General features: G+C 71.0%; 24 protein-coding genes. 8 read left to right on the forward strand and 16 right to left on the reverse strand.

The features are described from left to right. Positions 1 to 96: 96 nt before the first annotated feature. The 4 genes from ACFZCF_RS01620 to ACFZCF_RS01635 form a co-directional block, all read right to left on the reverse strand. Entirely contained in the window at positions 97 to 1,722 is a 1,626-nt protein-coding gene (locus tag ACFZCF_RS01620; RefSeq protein WP_388439842.1) for a cytochrome bc complex cytochrome b subunit, read from the reverse strand. Then, a complete protein-coding gene (locus ACFZCF_RS01625) occupies positions 1,719 to 2,771 on the reverse strand; it encodes a Rieske 2Fe-2S domain-containing protein (RefSeq protein ID WP_391283889.1) in 1,053 nt (350 codons plus the stop codon). The genes ACFZCF_RS01620 and ACFZCF_RS01625 overlap by 4 nt, the downstream gene beginning before the upstream one ends. Continuing rightward, the gene (locus ACFZCF_RS01630) at positions 2,768 to 3,577 is read right to left on the reverse strand and encodes a c-type cytochrome (protein WP_388439849.1); all 810 of its coding nucleotides are present in this window, start codon (positions 3,575 to 3,577) and stop codon (positions 2,768 to 2,770) included. Before ACFZCF_RS01630 ends, ACFZCF_RS01625 begins: the two co-directional genes overlap by 4 nt. Positions 3,578 to 3,651: 74 nt before the next feature. Continuing rightward, the gene (locus ACFZCF_RS01635) at positions 3,652 to 4,272 is read right to left on the reverse strand and encodes a heme-copper oxidase subunit III (RefSeq protein ID WP_169085597.1); all 621 of its coding nucleotides are present in this window, start codon (positions 4,270 to 4,272) and stop codon (positions 3,652 to 3,654) included. Positions 4,273 to 4,474: 202 nt separating this feature from the next. On the opposite strand from ACFZCF_RS01635, the gene ACFZCF_RS01640 reads away from it, so the two are divergent. Next, on the forward strand, positions 4,475 to 4,876 hold the full coding sequence (locus ACFZCF_RS01640) for a hypothetical protein (protein ID WP_388439853.1): 402 nt from the start codon (positions 4,475 to 4,477) through the stop codon (positions 4,874 to 4,876). Positions 4,877 to 4,915: 39 nt separating this feature from the next. Here the strand turns inward: ACFZCF_RS01640 and ACFZCF_RS01645 are convergent, their stop codons facing one another. From ACFZCF_RS01645 to coxB, 4 genes are all read right to left on the reverse strand, one after another. Further along, a complete protein-coding gene (locus ACFZCF_RS01645; RefSeq protein ID WP_388439856.1) occupies positions 4,916 to 6,169 on the reverse strand; it encodes an Ig-like domain-containing protein in 1,254 nt (417 codons plus the stop codon). A 112-nt stretch (positions 6,170 to 6,281) separates the two neighbouring features. Continuing rightward, positions 6,282 to 6,680 (reverse strand): cytochrome c oxidase subunit 4, encoded by a 399-nt coding sequence (locus ACFZCF_RS01650; protein ID WP_031006980.1) that lies wholly within the window; start codon positions 6,678 to 6,680, stop codon positions 6,282 to 6,284. Further along, on the reverse strand, positions 6,677 to 8,410 hold the full coding sequence (ctaD, locus tag ACFZCF_RS01655) for a cytochrome c oxidase subunit I (RefSeq protein ID WP_388439859.1): 1,734 nt from the start codon (positions 8,408 to 8,410) through the stop codon (positions 6,677 to 6,679). Before ctaD ends, ACFZCF_RS01650 begins: the two co-directional genes overlap by 4 nt. Continuing rightward, positions 8,407 to 9,372, reverse strand: a complete 966-nt coding sequence (gene coxB, locus ACFZCF_RS01660) for a cytochrome c oxidase subunit II (protein WP_391283893.1) — start codon at positions 9,370 to 9,372, stop codon at positions 8,407 to 8,409. The genes ctaD and coxB overlap by 4 nt, the downstream gene beginning before the upstream one ends. A 333-nt stretch (positions 9,373 to 9,705) precedes the next feature. Between coxB and ACFZCF_RS01665 the strand changes: the two genes are divergently transcribed. Then, a complete protein-coding gene (locus tag ACFZCF_RS01665; RefSeq protein ID WP_391283895.1) occupies positions 9,706 to 11,088 on the forward strand; it encodes an aminotransferase class V-fold PLP-dependent enzyme in 1,383 nt (460 codons plus the stop codon). A gap of 238 nt (positions 11,089 to 11,326) precedes the next feature. Here the strand turns inward: ACFZCF_RS01665 and ACFZCF_RS01670 are convergent, their stop codons facing one another. Then, positions 11,327 to 12,301 carry a carbohydrate kinase family protein gene (locus ACFZCF_RS01670; protein ID WP_388439868.1) on the reverse strand — a complete coding sequence of 325 codons (975 nt, stop codon included), beginning with the start codon at positions 12,299 to 12,301 and terminating at the stop codon, positions 11,327 to 11,329. Positions 12,302 to 12,434: 133 nt separating this feature from the next. Here ACFZCF_RS01670 and ACFZCF_RS01675 point away from each other — a divergent pair, with 133 nt between their 5' ends. Further along, the gene (locus tag ACFZCF_RS01675; RefSeq protein WP_351840890.1) at positions 12,435 to 12,641 is read left to right on the forward strand and encodes a hypothetical protein; all 207 of its coding nucleotides are present in this window, start codon (positions 12,435 to 12,437) and stop codon (positions 12,639 to 12,641) included. Between the two features lie 67 nt (positions 12,642 to 12,708). Next, entirely contained in the window at positions 12,709 to 14,175 is a 1,467-nt protein-coding gene (locus ACFZCF_RS01680) for a hypothetical protein (protein WP_391283897.1), read from the forward strand. An 80-nt stretch (positions 14,176 to 14,255) separates the two neighbouring features. Here ACFZCF_RS01680 and ACFZCF_RS01685 read toward each other — a convergent pair whose 3' ends face one another. Beyond that, a complete protein-coding gene (locus ACFZCF_RS01685; RefSeq protein ID WP_030758092.1) occupies positions 14,256 to 14,612 on the reverse strand; it encodes an iron-sulfur cluster assembly accessory protein in 357 nt (118 codons plus the stop codon). A gap of 246 nt (positions 14,613 to 14,858) precedes the next feature. Here ACFZCF_RS01685 and nadA point away from each other — a divergent pair, with 246 nt between their 5' ends. Next, positions 14,859 to 16,043: a quinolinate synthase NadA gene (gene nadA / locus ACFZCF_RS01690; protein WP_388439875.1), complete on the forward strand. Its 1,185-nt coding sequence runs from the start codon at positions 14,859 to 14,861 to the stop codon at positions 16,041 to 16,043. A 75-nt stretch (positions 16,044 to 16,118) separates the two neighbouring features. Here nadA and ACFZCF_RS01695 read toward each other — a convergent pair whose 3' ends face one another. From ACFZCF_RS01695 to ACFZCF_RS01715, 5 genes are all read right to left on the reverse strand, one after another. After that, the gene (locus tag ACFZCF_RS01695) at positions 16,119 to 19,277 is read right to left on the reverse strand and encodes an efflux RND transporter permease subunit (RefSeq protein WP_391283900.1); all 3,159 of its coding nucleotides are present in this window, start codon (positions 19,275 to 19,277) and stop codon (positions 16,119 to 16,121) included. 157 nt (positions 19,278 to 19,434) lie between these two features. After that, positions 19,435 to 20,118 (reverse strand): response regulator, encoded by a 684-nt coding sequence (locus tag ACFZCF_RS01700; protein WP_388439881.1) that lies wholly within the window; start codon positions 20,116 to 20,118, stop codon positions 19,435 to 19,437. Continuing rightward, complete coding sequence (locus tag ACFZCF_RS01705; RefSeq protein ID WP_391283903.1) at positions 20,115 to 21,353, reverse strand: histidine kinase; 1,239 nt, start codon at positions 21,351 to 21,353, stop codon at positions 20,115 to 20,117. The genes ACFZCF_RS01700 and ACFZCF_RS01705 overlap by 4 nt, the downstream gene beginning before the upstream one ends. A 495-nt stretch (positions 21,354 to 21,848) precedes the next feature. Further along, positions 21,849 to 22,127: a hypothetical protein gene (locus ACFZCF_RS01710; RefSeq protein ID WP_388439887.1), complete on the reverse strand. Its 279-nt coding sequence runs from the start codon at positions 22,125 to 22,127 to the stop codon at positions 21,849 to 21,851. A gap of 20 nt (positions 22,128 to 22,147) precedes the next feature. After that, on the reverse strand, positions 22,148 to 22,945 hold the full coding sequence (locus ACFZCF_RS01715) for a PspA/IM30 family protein (protein ID WP_391283905.1): 798 nt from the start codon (positions 22,943 to 22,945) through the stop codon (positions 22,148 to 22,150). A gap of 283 nt (positions 22,946 to 23,228) precedes the next feature. Here ACFZCF_RS01715 and ACFZCF_RS01720 point away from each other — a divergent pair, with 283 nt between their 5' ends. From ACFZCF_RS01720 to ACFZCF_RS01730, 3 genes are all read left to right on the forward strand, one after another. Next, the gene (locus tag ACFZCF_RS01720; RefSeq protein WP_388439890.1) at positions 23,229 to 23,831 is read left to right on the forward strand and encodes a DUF3043 domain-containing protein; all 603 of its coding nucleotides are present in this window, start codon (positions 23,229 to 23,231) and stop codon (positions 23,829 to 23,831) included. 62 nt (positions 23,832 to 23,893) lie between these two features. Continuing rightward, positions 23,894 to 24,670 (forward strand): class I SAM-dependent methyltransferase, encoded by a 777-nt coding sequence (locus ACFZCF_RS01725; RefSeq protein WP_388439893.1) that lies wholly within the window; start codon positions 23,894 to 23,896, stop codon positions 24,668 to 24,670. Between the two features lie 158 nt (positions 24,671 to 24,828). Next, positions 24,829 to 25,917: a S1C family serine protease gene (locus tag ACFZCF_RS01730; RefSeq protein ID WP_388439896.1), complete on the forward strand. Its 1,089-nt coding sequence runs from the start codon at positions 24,829 to 24,831 to the stop codon at positions 25,915 to 25,917. A gap of 39 nt (positions 25,918 to 25,956) precedes the next feature. Here ACFZCF_RS01730 and ACFZCF_RS01735 read toward each other — a convergent pair whose 3' ends face one another. Then, on the reverse strand, positions 25,957 to 26,163 hold the full coding sequence (locus ACFZCF_RS01735) for a hypothetical protein (RefSeq protein ID WP_189945085.1): 207 nt from the start codon (positions 26,161 to 26,163) through the stop codon (positions 25,957 to 25,959). Positions 26,164 to 26,208 lie beyond the last annotated feature (45 nt).

The raw sequence follows: 26,208 nt of genomic DNA on the forward strand, positions 1-26,208 counted from the left end.
TCCAGCCTATCGAGCCCCGGGTACGGCAAAGAGCCCCGTCCATCGAATGGACGGGGCTCTCGCCGTGGCGACCTGTGTCAGGAGGTCGGGAGGGTCTCAGTGGTGGCCGTGGCCGCTCTGGATCTCCTTGTACTCCTCCAGGGTGGGCTTGGCGACCTGGTTGTCGTCGCCGTAGTAGCCCCTGTTGAGCTTGACCCGGAGCTTCTCCATCGCGCCGATCTTCCGCTGGACGCCGTTCTCGTCGACGGCCGGCGGCAGCGCGGCGGGCTCGTACTGCTCGTGCGCGGTGAGCTTGTACAGCTCGCCCTGGCTGAGCGGCTCGTGGACCTCGACGAACTCACCGTGCGGCAGGCGCTTGATGATGCCGGACTCGCGGCCGTGCAGCACCTTGTCCTTGTCCCGGCGCTGGAGGCCGAGGCAGATCCGCTTGGTGACGACGAACGCGATGACCGGGCCGAGGAAGAAGAAGATCCGCACGAACCAGGTGATCGAGTTGATCGACAGGTGGAAGTGGGTCGCCCAGAGGTCGTTTCCACCACCGACGAGCATGACCATGTACGCGGTGATCCAGGCGACACCGAAGGCGGTGCGCGTCGGAGCGTTGCGCGGGCGCTGCGCGATGTGGTGCTCGCGCTTGTCGCCCGTGATCCACGACTCGATGAACGGGTAGACCGCGATGGCGGCGAGGACCAGCGGGAAGATCGCCAGCGGGATCATCACGCCGAGGACCAGCGTGTGGCCCCACAGGTTGATCTCCCAGCCCGGCATGACACGGATCAGACCCTCGGCGAAGCCCATGTACCAGTCGGGCTGGGCGCCGGTGGACACCTGGTCCGGGCGGTACGGGCCGAGCGCCCAGATCGGGTTGATCGAGGCGATCGCCGCGATCACCGCGATGACGCCGAAGACCAGGAAGAAGAAGCCTCCGGCCTTCGCCATGTACACGGGGAGCAGCGGCATGCCGACGACGTTCTTGTTCGTCCGGCCGGGGCCCTCGAAGTGCGTGTGCTTGTGGACGAACACCAGGATCAGGTGCGCGACCACCAGGCCCAGCATGATGCCGGGGAGCAGCAGCACGTGCGCCGAGTAGAACCGCGCGACGAAGTCGCCGCCCGGGAACTCGCCGCCGAAGAGGAACATCGACAGGTAGGTGCCGACGATCGGCACCGACAGGATCGCGCCCTGCATGAAGCGGACACCGGTGCCGGAGAGCAGGTCGTCCGGGAGCGAGTAACCGGTGAAGCCGGTGAACATGCCCAGGAAGAACAGCAGGAAGCCGAACAGCCAGTTGATCTCACGCGGCTTGCGGAACGCGCCGGTGAAGAAGACGCGCATCATGTGCACGAACATGCCGGCGAGGAAGATCAGCGCCGCCCAGTGGTGGATCTGCCGGATGAGCAGACCACCGCGCACCTCGAAGGAGATGTGCATGGTCGAGTTGAACGCCTCGGACATCAGCTGTCCCTGGAGCGGGACGTACGAGCCGGCGTACTCCACCTCGTTCATCGACGGGTGGAAGAACATCGTCAGGTAGACGCCCGTCAGGATGATGATGAGGAAGCTGTAGAGGCAGATCTCGCCCAGCATGAAGGACCAGTGGTCCGGGAAGATCTTCCGCATGTTGGCCTTGGCCAGGGTGTAGATGCCCAGGCGGCCGTCGGCCCAGTCGGCGACCCGCTCACCGGCGGGGGCCTTCTTCTGCGTGTTGGTCACAGTGCTCATCCGCGCTCCCAGAATGCGGGACCGACGGGCTCGTCGAAGTCGCCGTGCGCTTCGAGGAAGCCCTTGTCGTTCACGCCGATCCGCAGCTGCGGGAGGGCGTGACCGGCCGGGCCGAAGATGACTCGGGCGCCGTCGGACAGGTCGAAGGTGGACTGGTGGCACGGGCAGAGCACGTGGTGCGTCTGCTGCTCGTACAGGGAGATCGGGCAGCCGACGTGGGTGCAGATCTTCGAGAAGGCGACGATGCCCTCGTGCGACCACTCGAGCTCGCGCTTGTCCTTGATGTCCTCCGGCTGAATCCGGACGATCATCAGGGCGGCCTTGGCGATCTCGGTCTGGAAGTTGTGGTCGTGCTCCGAGAGGCCCTCGGGCATCGCGAAGGTCAGCGAACCCACGGCCACGTCCTCGGGACGCAGCGGCTCGTGCGTGTTCATGTTGATGAGCAGCTTGCCCTTGGCCCACAGCGTCGTGCGGAGCTTCTTCTCGGGCAGCGGACCCATGTCACGCAGCAGCACGACGCCGGAGAGCGGCACCATGGCCAGCGCGCCGAAGAGCGTGTTGCGGATGAGCTTGCGACGGCCCATGCCGGACTCGGCCGCACCCTGCGCGAAGTCGGCCATGACCTGCGCCTTGACCTCGGGGGTGGCCGCGATCGGGTGACGGTCGTCCGCCATCTCCACGTCGGACATCAGGGTGCGGGCCCAGTGGACCGCTCCCGCGCCGATGAAGAAGAGGGCGAGACCGAGGGTCCAGCCGAGCGCGAAGTTGAGCGCGGACACATGACCGAAGGGCCAGATGTACACGATCTTGTCGACCGGGAAGATCACGTACGAGGCGATGAAGCCGACGGTGGCCAGCATCGACAGCACGAACATGAACGCGACGGCGCGCTCGGAGCGCCGGGCGGCCTTCTCGTCGATGTCCTGGACGCGCGGCTTGTGGGGCGGAAGGCCCGGGTCGGCGAACGGGTTGTCCGCGACCTTCACCGCGCCGTGCGCGGTGTCCTGCCCTGCCGGCAGGTTCTCTTCTGGAATCTCTTGGGTACTCATGACTTCTTGGCCTTAGCGGTGTGGGCCGCGACCCAGATGGCAACTGCGATCAGCGCACCCAGACCGAAGATCCAGGCGAACAGGCCCTCGGAGACGGGGCCGAGGCCACCGAGCGACAGGCCGCCCGGGCTCGCGGTCTCGTCGCCGTTGACGGCCTTGACGTACGCGATGATGTCCTTCTTCTCCTTCTCCGGCATGGTGCTGTCCGGGAAGGAGGGCATGTTCTGCGGGCCGGTCTGCATGGCCTCGTAGAGGTGCTTCGCGCTGACGCCCTCGAGGCTCGGGGCGTACTTGCCGTGTGTCAGCGCGCCGCCCTCGCCGGTGAAGTTGTGGCACTGCGCGCAGTTGGTGCGGAACAGCTCGCCACCCTTCGCGATGTCGGCGCCCTCGGGGCTGTACTGGCCTTCCTTCGGCGTGGCCGGGCCGGCGCCGAGGGAGGCCACGTACGCGGCGAGCTGGTCGATCTCGGCCTGCGTGTAGATGACCTTCTTCTTCGGGACCTGGGCACCCGGCTGCTGCGCCGGCATACGGCCGGTGCCGACCTGGAAGTCCACGGAGGCGGAGCCCACGCCGACCAGGGACGGGCCGTCAGAGGTGCCCTGACCGCCGGTTCCGTGGCAGCTGGCGCAGCCGACGGAGTAGAGCTTCTTGCCCTCCTCGATGGCGAGGGACTGGGCGGTTTCATCGGCCTTCGCCGTGCCCGCGGGCGCGAACGCGGCGTACAGCCCCCCCGTGGCCGCCAGCGCGAGAAGTAGGACGACGACCGCCGCCAGCGGATGGCGTCGTCGTGCGGAGAGCTTTTTCACGGATTACCCCGGTGTCAGGATCTTCTGCGTCGATGCTTGCTGGATGTCGGTCCGCCGTGACCGGCGGTGACCGACTACTTGATCATGTAGATCGTGGCGAAGAGGCCGATCCAGACGACATCGACGAAGTGCCAGTAGTAGGACACGACGATGGCGGCGGTTGCCTGCTCGTGAGTGAACCTCTTGGCGGCGTACGTCCGGCCGAGGACCAGCAGGAAGGCGATGAGACCGCCCGTCACGTGCAGGCCGTGGAAGCCGGTGGTCAGGTAGAACACCGTGCCGTACGGGTCCGACGAGAGCGAGAGGCCCTCGTGCTTGACCAGCTCGGTGTACTCCAGGACCTGGCCGCCGATGAAGATCGCACCCATCACGAACGTGATGATGAACCACGTCCGGAGCTTCTTCACGTCGCCCCGCTCTGCGGCGAAGACGCCGAGCTGGCAGGTCAGGGAGGAGAGCACCAGGATCGTGGTGTTGGTCGCCGAGAACGGGAAGTTCAAGGCCGCGGCCTTTTCCGCCCAGAACTCGGGACCTGTCACCGATCGCAGGGTGAAGTACATCGCGAAGAGGGCCGCGAAGAACATCAGCTCGGAACTCAGCCAGATGATGGTTCCGACGCTGGTGAGGTTCGGTCGATTGACCGACGGGTGCGCGTGCCCGGTATCTACTGTCGTTACTGTCGCCACGACCGACATTATGTCGGTCGCTTATCCCGCCCTCACTCCGGGGGGTGCCGTTCGGAGTGTCAGGGGGGTGTGTCCAGCCCGAACGGCCCATCACCGGGGCCGTCCGACACCCTTCGAACAGGTGTTGAACGGGTGTTGACGGGGTGTGGACCGGAGTAGCATCCCGCGCACCGGTCGAGGACGACCGGCCCGCCTTCCGGACGGAGGAACGATGCAGTCGAGTGCCACGGTCCTGGTCTACAGCGACGACGCGAACACCCGGGAGCAGGTCCGGCTCGCCGCCGGGCGGCGGCCCGCGGCCGACGTGCCGCCCGTGGAGTTCGTGGAGTGCGCCACGCTCCCGGCCGTGCTCAAGCGGCTCGACGAGGGCGGGATCGACGTCTGCGTCCTCGACGGCGAGGCCGTCCCGGCGGGCGGGATGGGCGTCTGCCGGCAGATCAAGGACGAGGTCTTCCACTGCCCGCCGGTGCTGCTGCTCATCGGGCGGCCGCAGGACGCCTGGCTGGCGACCTGGAGTCGCGCGGACGCCGCGGTCACCCTTCCGGTGGAACCCGTCGAGTTCGCGGCGTCCCTGGCGGCCCTGCTGCGCTCACGTCTCGCGATCGGGGCGTGAGCCCGGGCGCGTCGCGGCGCCCGGAGGTGGACCGAGCCGTCACAGGGACGGCCTGAGGCGGGCCTTGGCGTCCTCGGTGGCGGTCGGGTCGCCCTTCTCGGCGACCAGGGCGCTGCCTCGGCGCCACTTGTCCCAGGACAGGTTCCAGTCGCCGAAGCCGTTGCCGAAGGGGTCCATCGTCTCGCCGTAGCTGTTGACGGTCCTGACGATGTCGCCGGGGCGGACGGTCTCGTAGAACCAGGCGGCGTTGCCGGTGGACATGCCGACGCAGCCGTGGCTGACGTTGGCGACGCCCTGGGAGCCGACGGACCAGGGGGCGGCGTGCACGTACTCGCCGCTCCAGGTGACCCGGGTGGCGTAGTACACGGGCAGGTCGTACGACTCCGAGCTGCCCTCGGCGATGCCGATGCTGGTGCCGCGCATCCGGACGTAGTACTCCTTGCCGAGCACCACTTTGATCCCGTTCCGGGTGGAGAAGCCCGGTTTCCCGGTGGTCACCGGAATGGTGTTGATCACTTCTCCGTTGCGCCGCACGGTCATGTAGTGGGTCCCGGCGTCCGCGACGGCCTCGATCCGGTCGCCGATCTTCAGCCGGAGCGGCTTGGACGGGCCGCCGTAGAGCTTGTCGCCGACGCGGAGCCCGTCGAGGTTGCCGGTGACGGAGACGAGCGTGCCGGCCGGCCAGTACTCCTTGGGCCGGAAGTGCAGCTTCTTGTCGTCCACCCAGTACCAGGAGCCCTCGACCGCGGGGGTGGAGCGGACCTTGAGGGCCCGTTCGACGACGGCGCGCGCGGCCCGGTCCTTGACGGCGAGGCTGAGGTCGGCGGTGATCGGCTGCCCCACGCCGTACGTGCCCGCCTCCGGCCCGAAGGTGACGGTCAGGGCCCTTTTGGCCGGAGCCGTCTCGAAGGTGTACGTACGGGCGCCAGGCGCCCCGTCCTCGTCCTCCGTGGCCACCCTGACGGTGTAGCGGGTCCCGGCGGCCAGCGAGGCCGTGGAGCGCCACGTACGCCCGTCCGCGGTGAGTTCGCCCGCCAGGTGGCGGCCGGCCGCGTCGGTGGCGGTGACGTCGCTGATCCGCCCCTCGTCGCCCTTGGAGGTGATCTCCAGCGGCTTCTCGGGGTCGAGACGGGTCTCGTCGGCCGCCGCGAAGACCACCTGGTCGGCGGCGTCGTAGGGGCTCGCCGACAGCGGATGGCCGTCCGAGCCCGCGCACGCCGTCGCACCGGCGGTCACGGTGAGGGCCAGGAACGTGCAGCTCAGAACAGTCCGGATGCGCGGCGTGTCGTTCATGACCTCACGCTAAGGACAGTTCTCCGCCCGGGCGCGCCGAGCGCGGCAAAAGAGGGGCCCGGCCGCTTCGCGTACGAAGTGACCGGGCCCCTCGGGGTGTTACGGGGTACCGCTACTGGTTCTGGTTCTCACCGCGGTAGAACTCGAAGACCCAGCCCCAGATGCCGACCAGGATGAGCGGGGCGGAGAAGTACATGATCCACCAGCCCATCGCGATCGAGAGGAACGCGAGCGCTCCACCGAGGGCCAGCGACAGCGGCTGCCAGCTGTGGGGGGCGAAGAAGCCCACCTCGCCGGCCTCGTCCGCGACGTCGGCCTCCTTGTCGTCCTGCGCCATCGCGTCGACCCGCTTGGCCGTGAAGGCCAGGTAGTAGCCGATCATGATGGCCAGGCCGAAGGCCAGGAAGAGCGCCGTGGTACCGACCGGCTCCTTGCTCCAGACGCCGTACAGGATCGCCATGGCAAGGATGAAGACGCTCAGCCAGATGAACATCTTGCCCTGGATCTTCACTTGCCGGCCTCCTTGCTGCCGGTGAGGGCCGCGGCCTCGTGCGGCTTGTTCTCCAGCTGGTCGACCGCCGCGATCTCAGGGTGGTGCAGGTCGAACGCCGGCGATTCCGAGCGGATGCGCGGCAGCGTGAGGAAGTTGTGCCGCGGCGGCGGGCAGGAGGTCGCCCACTCCAGCGAGCGGCCGTAGCCCCACGGGTCGTCGACCTCGATCTTCTTGCCGTACTTGGCGGTCTTCCAGACGTTGTAGAAGAACGGCAGGATCGACAGGCCGAGCAGGAACGAGGAGATCGTCGAGATCGTGTTCAGCGCGGTGAAGCCGTCGGCGTCGAGGTAGTCCGCGTAACGACGCGGCATGCCCTCGGCACCGAGCCAGTGCTGCACCAGGAACGTGCCGTGGAAGCCGATGAACAGCGTCCAGAACGTGATCTTGCCGAGCCGCTCGTCCAGCATCTTGCCGGTGAACTTCGGCCACCAGAAGTGGAAGCCGGCGAACATCGCGAAGACGACGGTGCCGAAGACCACGTAGTGGAAGTGCGCCACGACGAAGTACGAGTCGGAGACGTGGAAGTCCATCGGCGGCGAGGCCAGGATGACGCCGGTCAGACCACCGAAGGTGAAGGTGATCAGGAAGCCGATCGTCCACAGCATCGGCGTCTCGAAGGACAGCGAGCCCTTCCACATCGTTCCGATCCAGTTGAAGAACTTCACGCCGGTCGGTACGGCGATGAGGAACGTCATGAAGGAGAAGAACGGGAGGAGCACGCCGCCGGTGACGTACATGTGGTGGGCCCACACGGTCACGGAGAGACCGGCGATGGCGATCGTCGCGGCCACCAGACCGATGTAGCCGAACATCGGCTTACGGCTGAAGACCGGGATGATCTCGGAGACGATGCCGAAGAACGGCAGGGCGATGATGTACACCTCTGGGTGTCCGAAGAACCAGAAGAGGTGCTGCCAGAGCAGGGCTCCGCCGTTGGCCGCGTCGAAGACGTGGGCACCGAACTTGCGGTCCGCCTCCAGGGCGAACAGCGCGGCCGCCAGGACCGGGAAGGCGAGCAGGACCAGGACACCGGTCAGCAGCACGTTCCAGGTGAAGATCGGCATGCGGAACATCGTCATGCCCGGGGCGCGCATGCAGATGATCGTGGTGATGAAGTTGACCGAGCCGAGGATCGTGCCGAAGCCGGAGAAGGCCAGACCCATGATCCACATGTCGGCGCCGACACCCGGCGAGCGGACGGCGTCCGACAGCGGGGAGTAGGCGAACCAGCCGAAGTCGGCCGCACCCTGCGGGGTGAGGAAGCCGGCCACCGCGATGATCGAGCCGAAGAGGTACAGCCAGTAGGCGAACATGTTCAGCCGCGGGAACGCCACGTCGGGCGCCCCGATCTGCAGCGGCATGATCCAGTTCGCGAAACCGGCGAACAGCGGCGTCGCGAACATCAGCAGCATGATCGTGCCGTGCATCGTGAACGCCTGGTTGAACTGCTCGTTCGACATGATCTGCGTGCCCGGACGGGCCAGCTCGGCGCGCATGAAGAGCGCCATCAGGCCACCGATGCAGAAGAACACGAACGAGGTGACGAGGTACAGGGTACCGATCGTCTTGTGGTCGGTGGTGGTCAGCCACTTCACCACCACGTTGCCGGGCTGCTTGCGACGGACGGGCACCTCGTTCTCGTACGCGTCCTCAGCCGCGGCACCCTTGGTTTCGTTGGGGATGCTCACAGTTGCTTCTTCTCCGCATTCCTGGCCGGGTCCGTCTGCGCAATGCCCGACGGGATGTAGCCGGTCTGCCCCTTCTCCGCCAGCTCCTTCAGGTGCTGCTGGTAGCGCTCCGGGGAGACCACCTTGACGTTGAAGAGCATCCGGGAGTGGTCGACGCCGCACAGCTCGGCGCACTTGCCGAGGAAGGTGCCCTCACGGGTCGCGGTGACCTCGAAGGCGTTCGGGTGACCCGGGATGACGTCCTGCTTCATCAGGAAGGGGACCACCCAGAAGGAGTGGATGACGTCGCGGGAGGTCAGGATGAACCGGACCTTCTCGCCCTTCGGCAGCCACAGGGTCGGGCCCGGGTTGCCGGTCTGCGGGTTCCGGTCGCCGGGGATGCCGTAGTCGTAGACGCCTCCGGCGTTGTCCGGCAGCTGGTTCTTGTACCGGTCCGGAAGCGTCGCGAGGTTCTTGTCCTTCTTCGCGTCGCCCTCGACACCGGGGACGTCCTCGATGTAGTTGAAGCCCCAGCTCCACTGGTAGCCGACCACGTTGATGGTGTGGGCCGGCTTCGGGGAGAGCTCGAGGAGCTTCGACTCGTCGCGCGCGGTGAAGTAGAAGAGCACCGAGACGATGATGAGGGGGGTGACCGTGTACAGCGCCTCGATGGGCATGTTGTAGCGGGTCTGCGGGGGTACCTCGACCTTGGTCCGGCTGCGCCGGTGGAAGATGACCGCCCACAGGATGAGGCCCCACACCAGGATGCCGGTGAGGAGCGCGGCAGCCCACGAGCCCTGCCACAGGGAGAGGATCCGAGGCGCCTCTTCCGTGACGGGGGTGGGCATGCCGAGGCGAGGGAAGTCTTCCCAGTTGTACGAGCAGCCGGTGGCTGTCGCCAGGATCAGGCCCGCAGTCAGCACCTGCGGCAGCTTCCGCCGCATCGGGCGCCGCGACGAGCGGTCGGAGCCGTTGGGACTCACGTAGCGCCTTCCCGAGAGTCTCGGCCCGCGTTGGTCGGCCACGGCCGTCCGTCTCGCTGGTCGGTCGCCGCCCCGGCCGCGGGCAGGGGTTTGGATGTTTATGCGGACCAAACCCTACTGGACGCTATTTGGGGTCGCGCGGGGAGGGTGCCCAACGCGCCGTCCGAGCCCCCGAAGGGATGGACGCGAAGGTTCCGGAGAGGGACCGGAAGCGCCCGTTCGGGGGTCTCAGGGCCCGGTGGGGCGTGCTCCTGACGGGGCTTCACGCGCGGTGGCTCGGGGATCCGCGGGGCGCCGCGCGGGCGTCGCCGGGGCAGGCCCTACGGTGGGCGGATGCCGTACTTCGACGCCGCGTCCGCCGCTCCCCTGCACCCCGTCGCCCGTCAGGCGCTGCTCGCCTCCCTCGACGAGGGCTGGGCCGACCCCGCCCGGCTCTACCGGGAGGGGCGGCGGGCCCGGCTGCTGCTCGACGCGGCGCGGGAGGCCGCGGCGGAGGCGGTGGGCTGTCGCCCCGACGAACTCGTCTTCACTCCTTCGGGAACACGCGCGGTCCACTCGGGCGTGTCGGGCGCGCTCGCCGGGCGCCGACGGGTGGGCCGGCGGCTCGTGCTGTCGGCGGTCGAACACTCCTCCGTCCTGCACGCGGGCGAGGCGCACGCGGCGGCCGGCGGCGAGGTGGCGGAGGTTCCGGTCGGCCGGACCGGGGCGGTGGACCCGGCGGCCTTCGCGGCGGCGCTGGACGAGGGGACGGCCCTGGCCTGCCTCCAGTCGGCCAACCACGAGGTCGGCACCGAGCAGCCGGTGGCCGAGGTCGCCGAGGCCTGCCGGGCCGCCGGGGTGCCGCTCCTCGTGGACGCGGCGCAGTCGCTGGGCTGGGGGCCGGTGCCGGAGGGCTGGTCGCTGCTCGCGGCGAGCGCGCACAAGTGGGGCGGGCCGGCGGGCGTGGGTCTGCTCGCGGTGCGCAAGGGCGTCCGCTTCGCACCCCAAGGGCCCTCCGACGAACGGGAGTCGGGGCGCGCGCCCGGCTTCGAGAACCTGCCGGCCATCGTGGCGGCGGCCGCTTCCCTGCGGGCGGTACGGGCCGAGGCGGAGGCGGAGGGCGCACGGCTGCGGGCCCTGGTGGACCGGATCCGGACGCGGGTGCCGGAGCTGGTGCCGGACGTCGAGGTCGTCGGCGACCCGGTGCGGCGCCTTCCCCACCTCGTCACGTTCTCCTGTCTGTACGTCGACGGGGAGACGCTCCTCGCGGAGCTGGACCGGGAGGGTTTTTCCGTTTCGTCCGGTTCGTCGTGTACGAGTTCGACGCTGACGCCCAGCCATGTGCTGCGCGCGATGGGCGTCCTGAGCGAGGGGAACGTACGGGTATCCCTGCCGGCCGGCACGGAGGAGGCGGACGTCGACCGCTTCCTGGCGGTGCTGCCGGGGGTCGTGGCGTCGGTACGGGACCGGCTGGGCGCGGTGCCGGCGGCGACGGAGCCCGCGCTCGCCGAGGAGCTCGTCGTCGACGCGGTCGGGAAGCGGTGCCCGATCCCGGTCATCGAGCTGGCCAAGGTGATCGGGACGGTGCGGGTGGGGGGGACGGTGGTGGTGCTCGCCGACGACGAGGCGGCGCGGCTGGACATTCCGGCGTGGTGCGAGATGCGGGGCCAGGAGTACGTGGGCGCCGCCCCCGCGCCCCACGGCGCCCACGCCTACACCGTCCGGCGCGCGTCCTGACCCTGGCGCGGTGCGGTGCCGCCGTTTCGTTGTGGGCATACGTTCCGCTAGGGCGGAACGGGTGGGCACAACGGAACGGCACCATTTGCGGGTGCCTCCGCACCTGCGCCTGAACCCGCACCCGTACGGCGTCGCACAGCAGGTGCGGGTTCAGGCGCGCAAAGCCTAGGCCCGGCAACGGGGCGCCTGGCCACAGGGACGGCGGTGGCGGCGCGAGGGCGCCGTGGTCCCGGTGGGGTCAGGAGAGGTGGGACTGGAGTTCCGTGGTGGCTTCTTCGCCGTAGGCCTTGGTGAAGCGCTCGATGAAGTTGGCGCGCCGCAGCGTGTACTCCTGCGTGCCGAGCGTCTCGATGACCAGCGTCGCCAGCATGCAGCCGATCTGCGCCGCCCGCTCCAGGCCGACGCCCCACGAGAGACCCGTGAGGAAGCCCGCGCGGAAGGCGTCGCCGACGCCGGTGGGGTCGACCTTGGCCTCCTCCTCCGGGCAGCCGACCTCGATCGCGGGCTCGCCGACGCGCTCGATGCGGACGCCGCGCGAGCCGAGCGTGGTGACGCGGTGGCCGACGCGGGAGAGGATCTCCTCGTCGGTCCAGCCGGTCTTCGACTCGATGAGGCCCTTCTCGTACTCGTTGGAGAAGAGGTACGTCGCCCCGTCGAGGAGCGTGCGGATCTCCTCGCCGTTCATCCGCGCGATCTGCTGCGAGAAGTCCGCGGCGAAGGGGATGCCCCGGGTCCGGCACTCCTCGGTGTGGCGGAGCATCGCCTCGGGGTCGTCCGCGCCGATGAGGACGAGGTCGAGCCCGCCGACCCGGTCCGCGACGGCCTTGAGCTCGATGAGGCGGGCCTCGCTCATGGCGCCGGTGTAGAAGGAGCCGATCTGGTTGTGGTCCTTGTCCGTGGTGCAGACGAAGCGCGCGGTGTGCAGGACCTCGGAGATGCGGACCGAGTCGGTGTCGACGCCGTGGCGGTCGAGCCAGGCGCGGTACTCGTCGAAGTCGTAGCCGGCCGCGCCGACGAGGATCGGGTTGCCGCCGAGCTGGCCCATGCCGAAGCAGATGTTGGGGCCGACGCCGCCGCGCCGGACGTCGAGGTTGTCCACGAGGAAGGACAGGGACACCGTGTGGAGCTGGTCGGCCACGAGCTGGTCGGCGAACCGGCCGGGGAAGGTCATGAGGTGGTCGGTGGCGATGGAGCCGGTGACTGCGATACGCACGGCTGGGACGCTCCTGCGGGTGTAAAGGGCGATGACGATCCACGGTAGCCGCTGCGGGGGCCGCTGCCGAACAGTGGAAACTACCCCAGAGTAGGCCTTTTCTCCGGAGGTGGGTGGTGCATACGGTGCGCCCATGACCACGTATCCCGCTCCTCGCGAGCGCCACGAGTCCGAACCGAGCCTCGCCGAGCTGCGCGGGGCCAGTGCCCGGATGGTCCCGCACTGGGTGACGCCGGCCGATCCGGCGCCGGCCCCGGTCTCCCCCGCCTCGATCCACGGGGTGGTCGTCCCGGACGCGTCGGCGCGGCTGATCGCCGCCACCGCCGAGTACGGCGGCTGACGGGACGGAACCGACCGCGCCGCCGCCCCGTCACACCGGTGTCCGAACGACACGAGGGAGCGTTGCGGTGAGCGGTACGGAGAGCGGACGCGGGCGACGGACCGCGCTCGTCGCCTCGGTGGCGGCGGGCGTGCTGCTGGCCGGAGGCGGTGGGCTGTATCTGGCGGCAGCCGGCGACGAGGGCGGACCCCCGACGGAGGCGAAGGCCGCGGACGCGGCGGCCGCGCCGCCACCCCTGCGGCTCGGGGGCGGCAGCGGCGGTACGGATCCGGGCGCGGGGATCGCGCCGGGCGAGCCCGACCCGGGCGGCGGCCCGGGCGGGACGGTCTACAGAGCCGAGGGCCCACTCCCCCAAGGGCCCTCGTCGGCCGCGGTCCACCGGCCGGAAGGCCTGGTCACCTCCGAGGAGGTGACCAGGCTGGCCGGGGTTCTCGGCATCGAGGGGCGCCCCGCGCTGGTCGGGGACGTGTGGACGATCCGGCCGGAGAAGGACGGCCGGGGGCCGCGCCTGGACGTGGCGCGGCAGGCACCGGGGAGCTGGACGTACTCCTGGTACGACGGCGGTCCGGCCGGCGACACCTGCCTGAAGGGCAAGGCGTGTCCGCCGCCGGGCGGGGCGAAGCCCCCGGCGGGCGGTTCCCCGGTGAGCGAGGCGGCGGCCAGGGCGGCGGCCGCGCCGGTCCTGAAGGCGCTGGGGCAGGACGACGCCAAGGTGTCGGCGGCGCAGGTGATGAACGGCTCCGTGCGGGTGGTGAACGCCGATCCGGTGGTCGGCGGGCTGCCCACCTACGGCTGGTCGACGGGGCTGCACATCGGCCCGGACGGACGCCCGGTCGCGGGCAGCGGGACGCTGAAGGAGCCGGTGGAGGGCGCGACGTACCCGGTGGTGTCGGCGGAGCGGGCGCTGGCGCGGCTGAACGAGGCCTCGAAGGGCACCGGCCCGATCGGCATCGGCGGCTGCGCCACGGATCCGCCGGCCGGGGAGCCGCAGGCGCCGTCCGAGCCGGGGAAGGACGTGCCGTGTCAGACGGTCGCGGACCCGGCGGAGCCGCGCCGGGTGCCGGTGACGGGCGCCGTGCTCGGCCTGGCGGCGACGGACACGGCGGACGGGCGGCTGCTGGTGCCCACGTGGCTGTTCACCGCGGACCCGGCCGACGCGGCGCCGTACACGGTGACCTCGACGGCGGTGGCGGCGGAGTTCCTGGCGACGCCGCCGGCCCCGTCGACGGAGCCGGTCGCGCCGGAGCCCTCCGAGGGGGTGGCGCCGGTGCGGAGGATCGAGTCGTTCACCGTGGGCGGTGACGGCCGGACGCTGAGGGTGACCTTCTGGGGCGGGGTGTGCCACGCGTACACGGCGCACGCCGCGGAGGACCCACGGCAGGTGCGGGTGCGGATCGACGAGAAGCCCCTGGATCCGGACCGGGCCTGCGCCCTGGTCGCGAAGGAGATCACCGTGGAGGTGACCCTGGCGGCGCCGCTGGGCGACCGGCCGCTGGTGGACGCGGCGAGCGGGGAGGCGGTGCCCCGCAGGTAGCCGCCGGAGAACGCGGAGAGGGCGGTGGCCCGGGAGGTCGGTCTCCCGGGCCACCGCCCTCTTCGGCGCTCCGCGACGGTTTAGCTGAACGAGTCGCCGCAGGCGCAGGAGCCGGTGGCGTTCGGGTTGTCGATCGTGAAGCCCTGCTTCTCGATGGTGTCGACGAAGTCGATCGACGCACCGCCGAGGTACGGGGCGCTCATGCGGTCGGTGACGACCTTGACGCCGTCGAAGTCCTTGACGACGTCGCCGTCGAGCGAGCGCTCGTCGAAGAACAGCTGGTAGCGGAGGCCGGAGCAGCCACCGGGCTGGACGGCGACGCGCAGCGCGAGGTCGTCACGGCCTTCCTGGTCGAGCAGAGCCTTGACCTTGGCCGCGGCGGCGTCGCTCAGAAGGATGCCGTCGGTGACGGTGCTGGTCTCGTCCGATACGGACATCTACATCTCTCCCGGGTTGTACGGAGACTGCTTGCCGACGGTGACAACCGGCGGTGCCCCGGATTCATTCCGGGTCGGGTGGGATTTCCCTCCTTCATGCTCGCACACCCTGTCCAGAGACGCGGAGGGCGAATGCGTCACATCGACACTATGGACATCGTCAGAATGACGTGAAGGGGTTATGATAGATAGCGTCATTTCGACGAAAAGGCTTTTGAAGACTCCCCCGAAGAAAGGGTGCGTGACGTGACCACCGCCCAGAACACCACCCTGGACGTCCAGCCGACGCCGCTCGCCCTGCTGCTGCTCGGCCGCGAGGCCGACCCCAGGAGCGAGCGCGGCGTCGAGTGTCCGGGCGACCTGCCGTCTCCCTCCGACCCGGACCTGGTGGAGCGGGCCCGCGCGGCCAAGGAGAAGCTCGGGGACAAGGTCTTCGTGCTCGGCCACCACTACCAGCGGGACGAGGTCATCCAGTTCGCCGACGTCACCGGAGACTCCTTCAAGCTCGCCCGTGACGCCGCCGCCAAGCCGGAGGCCGAGTACATCGTCTTCTGCGGCGTGCACTTCATGGCCGAGTCGGCCGACATCCTGACCGGCGACGACCAGAAGGTCGTCCTGCCGGACCTCGCGGCCGGCTGCTCGATGGCCGACATGGCCACCGCCGAGCAGGTCGCCGAGTGCTGGGACGTGCTCACCGAGGCCGGGATCGCGGACGTCACCGTCCCCGTCTCGTACATGAACTCCTCGGCGGACATCAAGGCCTTCACCGGCAAGCACGGGGGCACCATCTGCACCTCGTCCAACGCCGAGCGGGCGCTGAACTGGGCCTTCGAGCAGGGCGAGAAGGTGCTCTTCCTGCCGGACCAGCACCTGGGCCGCAACACCGCCGTCCGCGACCTGGGCATGTCCCTGGACGACTGCGTGGTCTACAACCCGCACAAGCCGAACGGCGGGCTCACCGCCGAGGAGCTGCGCGCCGCCAAGATGATCCTGTGGCGGGGCCACTGCTCGGTGCACGGCCGCTTCTCCCTGGAGTCGGTCGAGGACGTCCGCGCCCGGATCCCCGGCGTGAACGTGCTGGTCCACCCGGAGTGCAAGCACGAGGTCGTGGCCGCCGCGGACTACGTGGGCTCGACCGAGTACATCATCAACACCCTGGAGGCGGCCCCGGCCGGCTCGAAGTGGGCCATCGGCACCGAGCTGAACCTGGTCCGCCGCCTGGCGAACCGCTACGCCGACCAGGGCAAGGAGATCGTCTTCCTCGACAAGACGGTCTGCTTCTGCTCGACCATGAACCGGATCGACCTGCCGCACCTGGTGTGGACGCTGGAGTCGCTGGCCGAGGGCAACCTCGTCAACCGGATCGAGGTCGACCGGGAGACGGAGTCGTTCGCGAAGCTGGCACTGGAGCGGATGCTGGCCCTGCCGTAACGATTCCCCGGCCGGGTACGGCGGAAGGGGCGCCCCGCGAGTCCGCGGGGCGCCCCTTCCGTCCGTCGTACCGGTCTAGTCGAGCGCGTCGAGCAGCGTGGCGTCGAACGGGGAGACCTCCGGCTGCTGCGGGACCTCCGTGCCGTCGCCCTTCTTCGCGGTCTTCTTCGCCCCCTTCTTCGCCGCCTTCTTCTTCGCGCGGCGCTCCTTGCGGAGCTCGACCATCGCGTACAGCGTCGGGACGAGGAGGAGGGTCAGCAGGGTCGAGCTGATCAGGCCGCCGATGACGACCACGGCGAGCGGCTGGGCGATGAAGCCGCCCTCGCCGGTGATGCCCAGGGCCATCGGCAGCAGGGCGAAGATCGTCGCCAGAGCGGTCATCAGGATCGGCCGGAGCCGGTGCCGGCCGCCCTCGACGACCGCCTCGACGACGCCGTACCCCTGGGCCCGGTACTGGTTGATCAGGTCGATCAGGACGATCGCGTTGGTGACGACGATGCCGATGAGCATCAGCATGCCGATCATCGCCGGGACGCCCATCGCGGTGCCGGTGGCGACCAGCAGGCCGATGGCGCCGGTGGCGGCGAACGGGATGGACACCAGCAGGATCAACGGCTGGATCAGCGACCGGAAGGTCGCGACGAGCAGCATGAAGACGATCGCGACGGCCGCGAGCATCGCCAGGAACAGGTTGAGGAAGGCCTCGTTCTGGTCCTCGGAGACGCCACCGACGGAGGCCGAGGCGCCCTCCGGCAGGTCGAGCGCGCTGATCTTCGACTGGAGGGCGGTGCCGACGGCGCCGGTGTTGTCCGTGGTCGGCTTGGCCGTGATGGTCGCCGCGCGGGCGCCGTCGATCCGGGTCATGGAGACCGGGCCGGGCACGAGCTCGACCGTGGCGATGTCACCGAGCCGCACCGGGCCGAGGGGCAGCGCCTTCAGCTGGTCGAGGGTGGTGACCGGGGCGGCCGAGGTGATGAGGACGTCCCGCTCGGTGTCGTCGAGGGTGGCCTTGGCGGCGGGGGTGCCGCGGACGGCCTGGGCGACGATCATGCCGAGGGTGGTGTCGTCGAAGCCGGCGTCCGCCGCCTTCTCGTTGGCCCGCACCGAGATCCTCGGCACCGACTGGGAGAGGTCGCTCTGGACGTCGGTGACGTCCTCCAGCTCGGCGACCGCCTTCCGGACCTGCTCGGAGGCCTTCTGGAGCAGCTCCCGGTCGCCCGCCTTCACGACGACGCTGAGGTCCTGGGCGGCGAAGCCGTCGCCCGCCGAGATCGAGGTGTCGCCGACGCCGTCGAGCTTCCCGAGGGCCGACTCGATGGCGTCACGGGTCTTCTCGTACGAGGCGGACTCCTCCAGGGTCACCTGGAAGGACGCCTGGTTGGCGCCGGTGCCGCCGCCGAAGGCCGCCATGAAGCCGGAGGAGCCGACGGTGACCTGGTAGTCCTTGACGCCCTCGGTGTCCGCGAGGACCTTCTCGATCTTCTTCGCGGCCTCGTCGGAGGCGTCCAGGGAGGTCCCCGGCTCCAGCTTCTGCTTGACCGTCAGGACCGGCTGGTCGCCCTGGTCGAAGAAGTTGGTCTTGAGCAGCGGCGCCATGCCGAAGGTGACGACCAGGACGACGAGGGCGATGGCCACGCTGGTGAGGCGGCGGCGGGTGGCGAAGCGGAGGACCGGCACGTACGCGCGCTGGAGGCGGCTCTTCGCCTCCTTCTCCTCGGCGAGCCTGCGGGCCTCGTCCGGGTCCTCGGACGTGCCCTTGGGGGCGCGCAGGAACCAGTACGAGAGCACCGGCACGACCGTCAGGGAGACGAGCAGCGAGGCCAGCAGGGCGGCCGTCACGGTGAGGCTGAAGGAGCCGAACAGCTCGCCGACCATGCCGCCGACCAGGCCGATCGGCAGGAAGACGGCGACGGTGGTCAGGGTCGAGGAGGTGACCGCGCCGGCCACCTCCTTCACGGCGGTGATGATCGCGGACTGGCGGTCCTCGCCGTAGCCGAGGTGGCGCTTGATGTTCTCCAGGACCACGATCGAGTCGTCGACGACCCGGCCGATGGCGATGGTGAGCGCGCCGAGCGTCAGCACGTTGAGCGAGAGGTCGCGGGTCCACAGCACGATCAGCGCGAGGACGACCGAGAGCGGGATGGAGACCGCGGTGACCAGCGTCGAGCGGATCGAGGCGAGGAAGACCAGGATCACCAGGACGGCCATGACGAGGCCGAGGGCGCCCTCGGTGGTGAGGCCCGAGATCGACTTGGCGACGGCCGGGCCCTGGTCGGAGACGACGGTCAGCTCGGCGCCCGCGCCGAGCTGCTTCCGCAGCTCGGGGAGCTTCTCCTCGACGGCCTCGGAGATGGCGACGGCGCTGCCGTCCTTGTCCATGGTGGCCATGACGGCGAGGCTGGGCCTGCCGTTGGTGCGGGTCAGCGAGACCCGGCCGGCCTCCTCCTGCTCCACGGTGGCGACGTCGGCGAGCCGGACCGCCTTGCCCTTCGCGGGCTTGATCCGCAGGTCCTGGATCTGCCGGAGCGAGGTGTAGCCGCCGCCGACCTGGACGGTGCGGCTCTCGCCGGCCTCGGAGAAGGAGCCGGCGGGCATGGTGCCGCCGCCGTTGCGGAGGGCCTCGGCGAGGTTCATGGAGGTCAGGCCGGTCGCGGCGAGCTTGCGCTCGTCGGGGGTGACGGAGACCTGGAGGTCCTGCACGCCGTCGACGCTGACCTGGCCGACGCCGTCGATGTCCTCCAGGGCCGGGACGACGGTCCGCTCCAGCCGGTCGGCGAGGGCCTGCTGGTCCTGCTCGGAGGTGGCGGCGAGGACGACGGTCGGGATGTCGTCGGTGGAACCGGCCACGACCTGCGGGTCGACCGTGTCGGGCAGCAGCGCCCGGGCGCGGTTCACGGCCTGCTGGACGTCGGCGACGAGCTGCTTGGTCGACTCGTCCCCGTAGTCGAAGGAGGCCATGATGACGGCGCTGCCCTCGGAGGCGGTGGACGTGATGCCCTTGATGCCGTCGACGGCCTTGAGGTTGTTCTCCAGCGGCTCGACGATCTGCTTCTCGACCACGTCGGGAGAGGCGCCCTGGTACGGGGCGATGATCGAGACCATCGGGAGCTCGATCGACGGGAACAGCTGCTGCTTCAGCTGGGGTATCGCGATCAGTCCGAAGACGACGGCGACGATGGACATCAGCCCGATCAGGGCCCGTTGCGCGAGGCTGAATCTGGACAGCCAGGACATGGGGTCTCTCTTCCGTGGCGTACTCGTCGGCAGGCGGCGGGCAGCCAGGAGCGCCCCCCAGCGCTCAGGATCGGTCATCCGGGGGACGGATTCCTCGCCCCCCGGGCCCGTTTCCGGGCCGGCGCGTACCGCGTATGGAGTACGCCGACGGGCCGGGTCACTCACCCCTCGGGCGTACCAGTCCCGTCTCGTACGCGGTCACCACCAGCTGGGCGCGGTCGCGGGCGCCGAGCTTGGCCATGGCCCGGTTGACGTGGGTCTTCACGGTGAGCGGGCTGACGTCGAGCCGCTCGGCGATCTCGTCGTTGGAGAGGCCGCCGCCGACCAGGACCAGGACCTCGCGCTCCCGGGCGGTGAGGGCGGCGAGCCGGCCCGCGTCCACCCGGGCGCCGACCGGGTCGGCGGCGGCGCTCTGGGCGAGGAAGGTGGCGATCAGGCCTTTGGTGGCGGCCGGGGAGAGCAGCGCCTCGCCGGCGTGCGCGATCCGGATGGCGCCGAGCAGCTCCTCCGGTTCGGCGCCCTTGCCGAGGAAGCCGGAGGCGCCGGCGCGCAGCGACTCCACGACGTACTCGTCGATCTCGAAGGTGGTGAGCATGACGATGCGGACGTCGGCGAGCTCGGGGTCGGAGGTGATGGCGCGGGTGGCGGCGAGGCCGTCGGTGCCGGGCATCCGGATGTCCATGAGGACGACGTCGGGCCGTTCGCTGCGGGCCAGGGCGGCGGCCTGCGCGCCGTCGGCGGCCTCCCCGACGACCTCCATGTCGGGCTCGGAGTCCACGAGCACCCGGAAGGCGCTGCGCAGCAGGGCCTGGTCGTCGGCGAGCAGTACCCGGATGGTCATCGGTCGTCCTCCCCCGGCTCCCGGGCCGTCCCGGGCGTCAGCGGCAGTATCGCCTGCACGCGGAAGCCGCCGCCGTAGCGGGGTGCGGTGGTGAGGACGCCGCCGAGCGCGGTGACCCGCTCGCGCATGCCGAGGAGCCCGTGGCCGCCGGAGGGCTCGGGGGCCGGTCCGGGCTGCGGGGCGCCGTCGTCGAGGACGGTGATCTCGACGGTGGGGCCCACGAGGACGACGCTCACCTCGGCGCGGGCGTCGGGCCCTGCGTGCTTGCGGACGTTGGTGAGGGCCTCCTGGACGATCCGGTAGGCGGCGAGGTCGACGGCCGAGGGGAGCTGGTGGCCGGTGTCGGTGCGGGCCAGCGAGACCGGCAGGCCGGCCTTGCGGAAGCCGGCGAGGAGCCCGTCGAGGAGGGCGAGGCCGGGGGCGGGCTCGGTCGGGGCGGCGGGGTCGCCGGACTGGCGGAGCAGGCCGACGGTGACACGGAGCTCGTCGAGGGCGGAGCGGCTGGCCTCGCGGACGTGGGCGAGGGCCTCCTTGGCCTGGTCGGGCCGCTTGTCCATGACGTGCGCGGCGACCCCCGCCTGCACGTTGACCAGGGCGATGTGGTGGGCGACGACGTCGTGGAGGTCGCGGGCGATGCGGAGGCGCTCCTCTGCGACGCGGCGGCGGGCCTCCTCCTCGCGGGTCCGTTCGGCCCGTTCGGCGCGCTCCCGGATCGCGTCGACGAAGGCGCGGCGGCTGCGGACGGCGTCGCCGGCCGCGGCGGCCATGCCGGTCCAGGCGAAGACCCCGAGGTTCTCCTGGGCGTACCAGGGCGTCGGGCCGAAGGCCATGGCGGCGGCGGCGAGCGCGGTCATGGTGGCGAGGCCGACGCGCCAGGTCGTGGGGCGGTCGGTGCGGGAGGCGACGGTGTAGAGCGCGACGGCCGCGCTGATCGTGACCGGGGCGGGGCGGTTCTCGTCGAGCAGCTCGACGAGGCTGAGGGCGGCGGTGAAGGCGAGCACCGCGAAGGGCCTGCGGCGGCGGAGCACCAGGGCGACGGCGGCCGCGGTCATCATCACGGCGCCGAGGGGGGTGGGGACCCGGTCGCCGAAGGTGGGGCCGGTGGCGCTGCCGTGGGGGTCGGTGAAGGAGGCGGCGATCATCGCGACGAGGACGCCTCCGGCGAGGGCGGCGTCGAAGGCCAGGGGATGCTCGCGGAGGCGGGTGCACAGGCGTACGGGCAGGCTGGGGGTCACCGGTGAACGGTACGGCCCGTTCCGGCGCGCGGAACAGTGCGGGTTCCGGGGGGCGGCGGGGAGGGCGGCTCCGGCGGCGCGCCCGGCTGGAGCCCTCCGGTGGGGAGCGGGTGAGTCCGGGTGCAGCGGTGGGTCCGGCGCCGCGCCCGGAGGGGACCGTCCGGGAGGGGCGGGCGGGCCCGGGGGACGGCGGCTCCGGCGCCGCGCACGGCTGGTGCCGTCCGGTGGGGGCTGGTGGGTCCGGGGTCAGCGGTGGGTCCGGCGGCGCGCCCGGCTGGAGCCGTCCGGTGGGGACGAGCGGATCCCGGGAACGGCGGCTACGACGCCGCGCCCGGCTGGGGCCGGCCGGTGGAGCGGGCGGGTCCGGGCACGGTGGGTCCGGCGCTGCCCGGTGGTAACGAGCGGGTCCCGGGGCGGGGAGGCCGGGGCCCGGCTGGGGCCGTGCCGTGGCGCGGGCGCTCCGGCCCCGGCGCGGGCGGTCGCCCGCGTCGGGGGTCAGCCCGGGATCAGGCCGTCGTCGCCGAGCATGTCCCGGACTTCGGTCAGGGTCGCCTCGGGGGACGGGAGGATGAGTTCCGAGGGGTCCAGGGCGTCGTCGGGCAGGGGTGTGCCCAGGGTGCGGACGGCTTCGAGGAGGGCCGCCAGGGTGCGGCGGAAGCCCTCCTCGTCGCCCGACTGCATCTCGCGCAGCAACTCGTCGTCGAGCTTGTTCAGCTCGCCGAAGTGGCTGTCGGCCAGCTCTCGCTGGCCCTCCCCCATGATCCGTACGATCATGACGCGTCCTCTGCCGTCGGCTACTGCTTGTCGAAGCGGGGGGGGTTCTGCTGCTGGTTCTGCTGCGGGGTGCCCGTGGCGCCACCCTCGATGGCCTGCTGCCGGTCGGAGGGGCCTCCGGCCAGTTCGGCCTTCATGCGCTGGAGCTCCAGCTCGACGTCCGTGCCGCCGGAGAGGCGGTCCAGCTCGGCCTGGATGTCGTCCTTGGCGAGACCCGACTGGTCGTCGAGGGCGCCGGAGGCGAGCAGTTCGTCGATGGCGCCGGCCCGGGCCTGGAGCTGGGCGGTCTTGTCCTCGGCCCGCTGGATGGCGAGGCCGACGTCGCTCATCTCCTCGGAGATGCCGGAGAAGGACTCGGCGATCCGGGTCTGGGCCTGGGCGGCCGTGTAGGTGGCCTTGATGGTCTCCTTCCGGGTGCGGAAGGCATCGACCTTGGCCTGGAGGCGCTGCGCGGCGAGGGTGAGCTTCTCCTCCTCGCCCTGGAGCGTCTGGTGCTGCACTTCGAGGTCGCTGACCTGCTGCTGGAGCGCCGCCCGCCGGGAGAGCGCCTCGCGGGCGAGGTCCTCGCGGCCGAGGGCCAGCGCCTTGCGGCCCTGGTCCTCCAGCTTGGCGGACTGGCCCTGCAGCTGGTTCAGCTGGAGTTCGAGCCGCTTGCGGGAGGTGGCGACGTCGGCCACGCCCCGGCGCACCTTCTGCAGCAGCTCCAGCTGCTTTTGGTAGGAGTAGTCGAGCGTTTCGCGCGGGTCCTCGGCCCGGTCAAGGGCCTTGTTCGCCTTCGCGCGGAAGATCATCCCCATACGCTTCATGACACCGCTCATGGGCTTCGCGCGCCCCCTTCTGACGGACTCGGCACCAGCTCTTCGTCAGGATCCACAGTACGGTCCCTGTCTCCATTACCGCACTGTTCGGAGCGGGATGCGCTCCTCCCCAAGGACGACTGCGGCACCTCCCGTCTCCGGCGGGAGGAGTAGAGGCGTCTCGGGGAGACCCCTGGCGCGCCGCCGCGTCCTCGTGTGCGTACCGGCTACGACGCCGGCTGTGAGCGGATCGTTCCCTCCCGGGCTGGGGTTCCGTGCCCGCCACCCCGTACCCTTGGGTTTTGTGTTCCGTAGCCGTTCGAAGGATGAGAAGGCGCCCACCGAGAAGGTGACGGCGGACCTTTCCAAGCAGCCCCGCGACCCCGAGGCCCCCAAGGGCCGCCCGACCCCGAAGCGGAGTGAGGCCCAGACCCAGCGTCGCCGCGCGCAGAGCGCCCCGCTCGACCGCAAGGAGGCCGCCAAGCGCCAGCGCGAGGCCCGGCGAGCCGACCTGACGCGTCAGCGCGAGGCGCTGAACAGCGGTGACGAGCGTTATCTGCCGGCCCGTGACAAGGGTCCGGTCCGCAAGTTCGTGCGCGATTTCGTCGACTCGCGGTTCGTGATCGCCGAGTTCTTCCTGCCGATGGCCGTGGTCATCCTGGTGCTCTCGCTCTTCGGCAACACCAATCGCGCGCTGCAGAACATCTCGCTGCTGCTGTGGCTCGGTGTGATCATCCTGATCGTCATCGACTCCATCGGCATCTGGATCCGCCTGCGGAAGCAGCTGAACGCGCGGTTCCCGAACGAGCCGAAGCGCGGCGCGATCGCCTACGGCCTGATGCGCACGCTCCAGATGCGCCGTCTGCGGCTGCCGAAGCCGCAGGTCAAGCGCGGAGAGCGGCCCTGAGCGCGGACGGCTCGGTCTCCGGCGGCGCCTTCGGCGTCTCCCCCACCGGGACGGGCGCTCCCGTGCTGCCCGCCGTCGTCCACTGGCCCGCCGGTCACGGCGGGCTCCGGGACACCATCCGGCAGGAGATCGTCGCCCGGCAGGTCGACGAGCAGATAACCGGCCGCTACCCGGTGGGGCAGCGGCTGAGGATCCTCGACGCGGGCATGGGCGCCGGCACGCAGGCGCTGCGTCTGGCCCGGGCCGGCCACACGGTCACGGGCCTGGAGTCGGACCCCGAGCTGCTGAAGGCGGCCCGGGAGTCGCTGGCGACCGAGCCGGCCGGGATCCGGGAGCGGGTCCGGCTCATCGAGGGCGACGGCCGCGAGACCGGCGTCCACTTCCTCCCTGGAAGCTTCGACGTGGTGCTGTGCCACGGCGTGCTCATGTACGCGGACGAGCCGGACGCGCTGCTCGCGGGCCTGGCCCGGATGCTGGCGCCCGGCGGCCTGCTCTCCCTGGTGGTACGGAACGCGGACGCCCTCGCCATGCGGCCGGGGCTCGCCGGGGACTGGGCGGGTGCGCTGGCCGGCTTCGACACGGACGTCTACCAGGACGACGACGGCGTGAAGGTGCGGGCCGACCGCCTCGACGCGCTGACGGCGACGCTCGCGGGGATCGCGGCGCCGCTGCACGCCTGGTACGGCGTGCGGGTCTTCACCGACGGCGTGCCGGCGGAGGTGGGTCTGCCGGCGGCCGAGGAGCTGGAGCGGCTGCTCGCCGCCGAGGAACGGGCAGGCCGGACGGATCCGTACCGGCGGGTGGCGGCGCTGCTGCACCTGTGCGGGGTACGGGGCTGAGCCACGGGGCCGGAGGGGCCGATGCGCCGACGCGGCGCACCGGCCCTTTTCCGTATCGCCTTCTCCCTGCCCCTGTCCCTGCCCGGTCGGCCGGGGCGTACGCCTGATCGGCGGCACCCATCGGGACGGACGAAGGGGGTGGAACGGATACTCCGGACATGGATGCCTCCCGCGCGCGTGCCCGCTCCCGTGACCGACGCCTCGTCCTGTCCCTCGCCGCGGGGGTCTGCGCCTGCGCGCTGACCGCCGGGTGCTCGTCCGGCTCCGGTTCCGGCGCGGCCGACGCGGCCGAGCGGATCACCGCGCAGGCGGCACCGGCGGCCGCGAACGACCTCCAGGACGACTACCAGGCCGTCATCAAGGACGTCCTGCCGTCCGTGGTGCAGATCGACGCCTCGGAGGGCCTCGGCTCCGGCGTCGTCTACGACGACAAGGGGCACATCGTCACCAACGCCCACGTGGTCGGCGACGAGACGTCCTTCCAGGTCACCGCCGCCACTGGCGGGCATCCGGTGGCGGCCCGGCTGGTCGCGGCCTATCCGGAGCAGGACCTCGCGGTGATCCGCCTGGAGTCGGTGCCCGACGGGCTCAAGCCGGCCGAGTTCGGCGACTCGGCGGACGTGGCGATGGGGCAGATCGTGCTGGCGATGGGCTCCCCGCTGGGGCTTTCCGGCAGCGTCACCCAGGGCATCGTCTCGGCGACCGGCCGCACGGTCAGCGAGGGCCGGACCGGCGGCGGCACGGGGGCGACCATCGGGAACATGGTGCAGACCTCGGCGGCGATCAACCCGGGCAACAGCGGGGGCGCGCTGGTCGACCTGGACGGCCGGGTCGTCGGCATCCCGACGCTGGCGGCGAGCGACCCGCGGATGGGCGGCGGTTCGGCGCCCGGGATCGGCTTCGCGATCCCCGCGTCGATGGTGCGGACGGTCGCCGACCAGATCATCGAGGACGGAAGGGTCACCGACTCGGGCCGGGCCGCCCTCGACATCACCGGCCGCACCGTCCTGGACGACGACTACGAGCCGGCGGGCGTGGCCGTCGTGGAGGCGGAGGCCGGCGGGGCGGCGGCGGACGCGGGGCTGCGGGCGGGGGACGTGATCACCCGGATCGCCGACGACGACATCACGACGATCACCTCGCTCGCGGAGTCGCTGGCGGGCCGCAGCCCCGGCGACGACGTGACGGTCACGTACGTGCGGGGCACGGCGACCCGCAAGGCGGAGGTCACGCTCGGCGAGATGTGAGCGGCCTCCGGCCCCGCGGGCCGCGCGGGCGCGACGCTCCTACTCCCCCGCGTCCAGGGGCATCGGGCCGTAGATCTTGACGGTGTCCTCGGAGAGGGTCGCCTGGTCGGCGCCGCCGGCGAGGAGGTCGCGCCAGTGCTCGCCCAGCCAGCTCTCGGCGTCGCCCTGCGTGGTGAAGTCCTCCGGGGTCACCACCGGGGTGACCTCCGTGCCGTCGGACTTCTCGAACCGCCACGTCCATGCCATGTCCGCCTCCTGGGGCTCACCGGATGATCGGTTTCCTGCCCGCAG

The organism is Streptomyces sp. NPDC007945 (assembly GCF_042958885.1).
Lineage (GTDB): Bacteria > Actinomycetota > Actinomycetes > Streptomycetales > Streptomycetaceae > Streptomyces.

Coding starts and splice junctions, on each gene's coding strand:
- ACFZCF_RS01710 (WP_388439887.1), bottom strand. CDS start 22,127: ATGATCGTACGGATCATGGGGGAGGGCCAGCGAGAGCTGGCCGACAGC.
- ACFZCF_RS01695 (WP_391283900.1), bottom strand. CDS start 19,277: ATGTCCTGGCTGTCCAGATTCAGCCTCGCGCAACGGGCCCTGATCGGG.
- ACFZCF_RS01645 (WP_388439856.1), bottom strand. CDS start 6,169: ATGAACGACACGCCGCGCATCCGGACTGTTCTGAGCTGCACGTTCCTG.
- ACFZCF_RS01640 (WP_388439853.1), top strand. CDS start 4,475: ATGCAGTCGAGTGCCACGGTCCTGGTCTACAGCGACGACGCGAACACC.
- ACFZCF_RS01665 (WP_391283895.1), top strand. CDS start 9,706: ATGCCGTACTTCGACGCCGCGTCCGCCGCTCCCCTGCACCCCGTCGCC.
- ACFZCF_RS01715 (WP_391283905.1), bottom strand. CDS start 22,945: ATGAGCGGTGTCATGAAGCGTATGGGGATGATCTTCCGCGCGAAGGCG.
- ACFZCF_RS01675 (WP_351840890.1), top strand. CDS start 12,435: ATGACCACGTATCCCGCTCCTCGCGAGCGCCACGAGTCCGAACCGAGC.
- ACFZCF_RS01685 (WP_030758092.1), bottom strand. CDS start 14,612: ATGTCCGTATCGGACGAGACCAGCACCGTCACCGACGGCATCCTTCTG.
- ACFZCF_RS01620 (WP_388439842.1), bottom strand. CDS start 1,722: ATGAGCACTGTGACCAACACGCAGAAGAAGGCCCCCGCCGGTGAGCGG.
- ACFZCF_RS01730 (WP_388439896.1), top strand. CDS start 24,829: ATGGATGCCTCCCGCGCGCGTGCCCGCTCCCGTGACCGACGCCTCGTC.
- ACFZCF_RS01625 (WP_391283889.1), bottom strand. CDS start 2,771: ATGAGTACCCAAGAGATTCCAGAAGAGAACCTGCCGGCAGGGCAGGAC.
- ACFZCF_RS01700 (WP_388439881.1), bottom strand. CDS start 20,118: ATGACCATCCGGGTACTGCTCGCCGACGACCAGGCCCTGCTGCGCAGC.
- ACFZCF_RS01735 (WP_189945085.1), bottom strand. CDS start 26,163: ATGGCATGGACGTGGCGGTTCGAGAAGTCCGACGGCACGGAGGTCACC.
- ACFZCF_RS01635 (WP_169085597.1), bottom strand. CDS start 4,272: ATGTCGGTCGTGGCGACAGTAACGACAGTAGATACCGGGCACGCGCAC.